This window comes from Tissierellales bacterium, assembly GCA_035301805.1.
In the GTDB taxonomy this organism is placed as follows: domain Bacteria; phylum Bacillota; class Clostridia; order Tissierellales; family DATGTQ01; genus DATGTQ01.
In genome coordinates, this window is sequence record DATGTQ010000201.1 from 1 (window position 1) to 5,259 (window position 5,259).

At 30.8% G+C, this 5,259-nt stretch carries 5 protein-coding genes; all 5 read right to left on the reverse strand.

Annotation, left to right across the window (positions count from 1 at the left end):
• Positions 1-116 precede the first annotated feature (116 nt).
• A complete protein-coding gene (locus VK071_10470) occupies positions 117-1,319 on the reverse strand; it encodes an amidohydrolase (GenBank protein ID HLR35732.1) in 1,203 nt (400 codons plus the stop codon).
• Positions 1,320-1,386: 67 nt separating this feature from the next.
• Positions 1,387-1,890 (reverse strand): GNAT family N-acetyltransferase, encoded by a 504-nt coding sequence (locus tag VK071_10475; protein HLR35733.1) that lies wholly within the window; start codon positions 1,888-1,890, stop codon positions 1,387-1,389.
• Positions 1,856-1,984, reverse strand: a complete 129-nt coding sequence (locus tag VK071_10480; protein HLR35734.1) for a hypothetical protein — start codon at positions 1,982-1,984, stop codon at positions 1,856-1,858. Before VK071_10480 ends, VK071_10475 begins: the two co-directional genes overlap by 35 nt.
• 15 nt (positions 1,985-1,999) lie before the next feature.
• Positions 2,000-2,488 carry a methylated-DNA--[protein]-cysteine S-methyltransferase gene (locus VK071_10485; protein HLR35735.1) on the reverse strand — a complete coding sequence of 163 codons (489 nt, stop codon included), beginning with the start codon at positions 2,486-2,488 and terminating at the stop codon, positions 2,000-2,002.
• Between the two features lie 63 nt (positions 2,489-2,551).
• Positions 2,552-5,259, reverse strand: a 2,708-nt coding sequence (ileS, locus tag VK071_10490) for an isoleucine--tRNA ligase (protein HLR35736.1), incomplete at its 5' end; no start/stop codon positions are given.

Sequence of the window (5,259 nt, forward strand, 5' to 3'; positions counted from 1 at the left end):
TCACTTTATCATCCTTATATTTGCCCAAATCTATATCTTCATTTATTTCTACTATCTTTCCATCATCTATTACTATGTCTTTAGTCTCTTCATATATATCAGCCATATTTATTAGATTACATCTTTTTATAATCAACACGAGCTTCACCTCCTTTGTTCTCATAAACCACCTGTCCATCTATAATAGTAAGACCTACTTCACTCATGGTATCAAGAGGATCCACATTCCATATTACTATATCAGCATCTTTTCCTACTTCTATACTTCCTACTCTATTATCAATATCCGTTAATCTTGCTGCATTTATAGTAACGCCTTTTAAAGCTGCCTCCCGTGATAGTCCATGTTTTGCAAACAAAGCCAACTGCATAGTTTGACCTTCTATTGGAATTACTGGATGATCTGTCATTATGGCAAAATCTATACCTTCTCCTTCCAATATAGCTGCACTATCCAAGGTTTTATTTTGAGATTCAAACTTTCCTCTTCCTCCTACAGTAGGACCTATTATACATTGTACATTTTTCTTTTTTAATTCATCTACTATTAAATAACCTTCTGTACAATGGTCTATAGTGTATCTTAAATCAAACTCTTCTGCTACTCTAATGGCTGTTAAAATATCGTCTGCTTGATGGGCATGGATTTTAACTCTCATTCCATCAAATACTCTCATTAAATTATGTAGATCTAAATCATAATCAAATCCATTTGATTTATCTTCATCTTCCTCAAACTCTTTAAATCTTTCATAATATTCCTTAGCTTTAAATAATTCTTCCCTCATAATAGCAGCATTCATCATACGAGTAGAGGGAGCTTTATTTCTTCTGCCATAATTCATTTTAGGATTTTCCCCTAAAGCCATCTTCATACATACTTCTTTTTCTATAAGAGCCTTGTCCAATATTTTTCCATAGGTTTTCATTGCAGCAAAAGTTCCTCCTATAATATTGGCACTACCTGGCCCAGCTACTACTGTTGTAACTCCATGTCTTATAGCTACATCATAAGCCGCATCCATAGGATCTATTGCATCTATTGCCCTTAATTTTGATGTAACAGGATTTGTAGATTCATTACCATCCATCCCTTCTCTTATTCCAGTTTCATAAACACCCATATGACAATGAGGTTCTATAAAACCAGGGGTTACTAACCTATCCTTGGCATCGATTACCTTTGTATCAGGATAATCTTCAATATTTATTTCCTTTTCAATTCCTCCTATCTTACCTTTCCTGTCAATATAAATATCCCTAATCTCTTCATTAATACCTGCCATATCTATTAATTGACAATTCTTTATAATTAGCATATAATACCTCCTTATTCATTCAGTATATTTTTACGCCTAGGATAAAGTCGAACGTTTCTAATAATATCTATATTATTTTTTCAAAAGCCATTCTTTCACTTTTATCTTCTAAATAAATTATTCCACAATAAATAAACCCATTTTTCTTGAGTAGTTTCTGCATAGCTAAATTTTCTTTATGTGTATCTACCCTGATACTATGAACATCCTTATCTAAACAAACTTCTTCTATATATTCTATAATTAAAGTTGCCAATCCGGCTCTTTTATATCTTGAATCAATAGCCATCCTATGAATAACTGCATATTCATTGTTGCTAATCCATCTGCCATTATAAATGTATTCATAAGTTTTTTCTCCATCAAAAGAAACTGCTACAGTCCCAATTATAATATTATCCTTTAGTAATACATATCCATATTCATTACTAATATCTTTACTAATTATTTCAACATTAGGATAATTATTTTGCCACTGATCAATCCCTTGTTCTTTAAAATAATCTTGTGCTTTTCTTATAATATTCATTATACCATTAATATCTAATCCAACAGCTTTTCGAAACTTCAATATTACAGCTCCCTTCACTGTATTGGGCCCATGATAATCTACCAATTTCTGTACCTAGCTTTCTCATCTCTTTTGCTACTTTTTCTTTAACCATAAAATACCCCCTATTTTAATACTTAGCTCCTTCTAACTGGAGCAAAAATTTTTTAATTGATATTCTATTTCCAGCAAATCCTGTTAAGCTTCCATCTTTACCTATAACTCTGTGGCAGGGTATAATAATAGGTAATTGATTTGCTCTATTGGCCTGTCCCACTGCTCTTACAGCTTTAGGGTTTCCTATAGCCTTTGCAATCTGCAAATAATTCTTAACTTCTCCATAGGGTATGTCTTTGAGAGTATTCCATACTTTTTTTCTAAATTCAGTTCCCTCTATAGATAATGGCAATTGGAATTTTTTTCTTTTTCCTCTAAAATATTCATCTAGTTGTTCTGCTGCTTCTCTACACATTTCTTTATTCCTTTTGATATACTTATTTTGTTCCATATATTTCTGCCAATCTTCTTCAAAAAGAACTATCTTTTTCACTCCTATTTCATCTACTACTATATGAATATGCCCTATAGGTGATTCGTAAACATCATAAGCAATTTCCATAAGGATCTTCCTTCCTTTTAGACTATATAATAAATTGGATAGACCGTGGTCTATCCAATTTAATTATAGCACTTTTTCCAATTTTATTCCTGTTGAGTGTCCATTTAGATCCTGTTTTTCAAAAGTATCATCTTTAATTTTCTCTATAGACACCCCTAAAGTTTCTTTCATTATATAATCTTTATATAAATTAACTGCTTTTTCTATTTCTTCATTTCCATCATAATATATTTTTATATTATCTAACATTTCATAACCGTTATTTTTCCTCATTTGTTGAACTTTTGAAATAAATTCTCTTGCATATCCTTCATTTAATAACTCTTCTGTCAATGTAGTATCTAATATTATAAATATATTATTTTCCATAGCCATATCAAAGCCTTCTTTTGCAGAGGTACTAGTCATTACATAATCTTTTTCTATTTCTATTTCTTCACCATCTAATTCTAATAGTAGTTTCTTACCTGCATCTAATTTTTCTACAGCCTCTTGCGGGTTTATCTCATTTAATACTTTTGCAAAGCTTTTTATTTTAGCTCCTAGTTTAGGTCCAGCAACTGGATAATTTGGTTTTAGTGAATAATCTATATATTTAGTTAGATCTTTTTCAAAAGTAACATTTTTAACATTTAGCTCTTCTTTTATTAAAGGTACTAAATCTTTTATCATTTTTTCATACTTACCATCAACTAGTATTTCACCTAGTGGCTGACGAACCTTAATTTGTGCTCCATCTCTTGAAGCCCTACCTAATTTAACTATCTCTCTGACTAAGTCCATTTTTTCTTCAAGCTTTTCGTCTATTAATCCTGTTTGAACTTTTGGATAATAATCTAAGTGAACTGATAATTCACCAGTTAATTTTCTATAAAGTTCTTCTGCAGTAAATGGCACAAAAGGTGCAATCATTTTACTTAACCCTACTAATATTTCATAAGTTGTATTATATACTGCTTTTTTATCTTTATCTAATTCAGTTGACCAAAAACGTCTTCTTGACCTTCTAATATACCAATTAGACAGGTCTTCTATTACAAAGTTTTGAATGTTTCTAACTGCCTTAGTTAGATCATAGTTTTCCATATCATTTTCAACATTTTTAATTAGATTGTTATATTTTGAAAGAATCCACAAATCAAGTTCTGGTCTTTCATTATATTCTACAAAGAATTCTCTTGGATTTACACCATCTGTATTTGCATATAAACTGAAGAAATTATATACATTTCTTATGGTTCTAAAGAATTTACTTTTTACTTCCTTTAACCCTTCTATGTCAAATCTAGTAGGGACCCAAGGTGGTGATACATATAAGAAATACCATCTTAAAGAATCTGCACCATACTCATCAAATAGTTCAAAGGGATCTACTGTATTACCTCTAGACTTAGACATTTTACTTCCGTGTTTATCTAATATTAAATCATTTACAAGTACTCTTTTATAAGATGATTTTCCTGTTACAAAAGATGATATAGCAAGTAATGAATAGAACCAACCTCTAGTTTGATCTATTCCCTCACATATAAAATCTGCTGGAAATAGTTTTTCAAACTTATCTTTATTTTCAAAAGGATAATGATATTGTGCAAAAGGCATAGCACCACTATCAAACCAAACATCTATTACATCTTCTTCCCGAGTCATAGTGCCATTACATTTTTCACATTTTATATGAACATCATCTACATAAGGCCTGTGTAATTCTATATTTTCATCTATATCTTCTATAGCTTTATCTGCTAATTCCTTTCTAGAACCAACACTCGTTATATGACCACAGTCATCACATCTCCAAATATTTAGAGGAGTTCCCCAATATCTACTTCTAGAAATTGCCCAATCATTTAGATTTTCTAACCAATTTCCAAATCTTTTTTCCCCAACAAAAGGAGGATACCAACCTATACCATTGTTATTTTCTATTAATCTATCCTTAATCTTTGTGATTTCTATATACCAACTAGGTTTTGCGTAGTATAGTAATGGAGTATCACACCTCCAACAATGAGGATAGTTATGAGCTAATTTTTCTTTCTTAAATAACTTCCCATTATCCTTTAACCACTTAACTATCTCTGGGTCAGCATCCATTACAAATTTGCCTTTCCAAGGTGTTTCCATAAATTGTCCTTCCTCATCCACTGGATTTAATACAGGTAGATTATATTTTAATCCCGTATTATAATCATCTTCCCCAAAGGCTGGTGCTGAATGAACTATTCCTGTTCCATCATCCGTAGTTACATAATCTCCTAGAGTAATAAAGAAAGCTTTTTTATTAGTCTCCATAAAAGGTATAAGTTGTTCATATTCAATATATTCTAAATCTTTACCTTTCATTTCTTCTAGAACTTCATATTCTCCTTCACCTAGTACATCATCAGCCAAAACTTTACTTACATAGTATATTTCGTCATTATATTTTATTTTTATATATATTTCTTCTGGATTTACAGTTAATACCACATTACTTGGCAATGTCCAAGGAGTTGTAGTCCATGCTAAAAAGTATTCATCTTTATCTTTTCTTTTAAATTTAACAGTTATAGTTTCTGTTTCTATTTCTTCATATCCTTGGGCTACTTCATGAGAAGCAAGGCCAGTTCCACATCTAGAACAGTAAGGTAATATTTTATGTCCTTCATATATAAAATCTTCCTTAAAAAATTTATCTAATATCCACCATACTGACTCTATATACTCATTTTCTAAAGTAATATAAGGATCATCTAGATCAATTTCATAGGCCATTCTCTCAGTCATAT

Bases quoted from the DNA above. Each gene is read 5' to 3' on its own strand.
- VK071_10470 (HLR35732.1), bottom strand. From the start codon at position 1,319: ATGCTAATTATAAAGAATTGTCAATTAATAGATATGGCAGGTATTAAT.
- VK071_10480 (HLR35734.1), bottom strand. From the start codon at position 1,984: ATGGTTAAAGAAAAAGTAGCAAAAGAGATGAGAAAGCTAGGTACAGAA.
- VK071_10485 (HLR35735.1), bottom strand. From the start codon at position 2,488: ATGGAAATTGCTTATGATGTTTACGAATCACCTATAGGGCATATTCAT.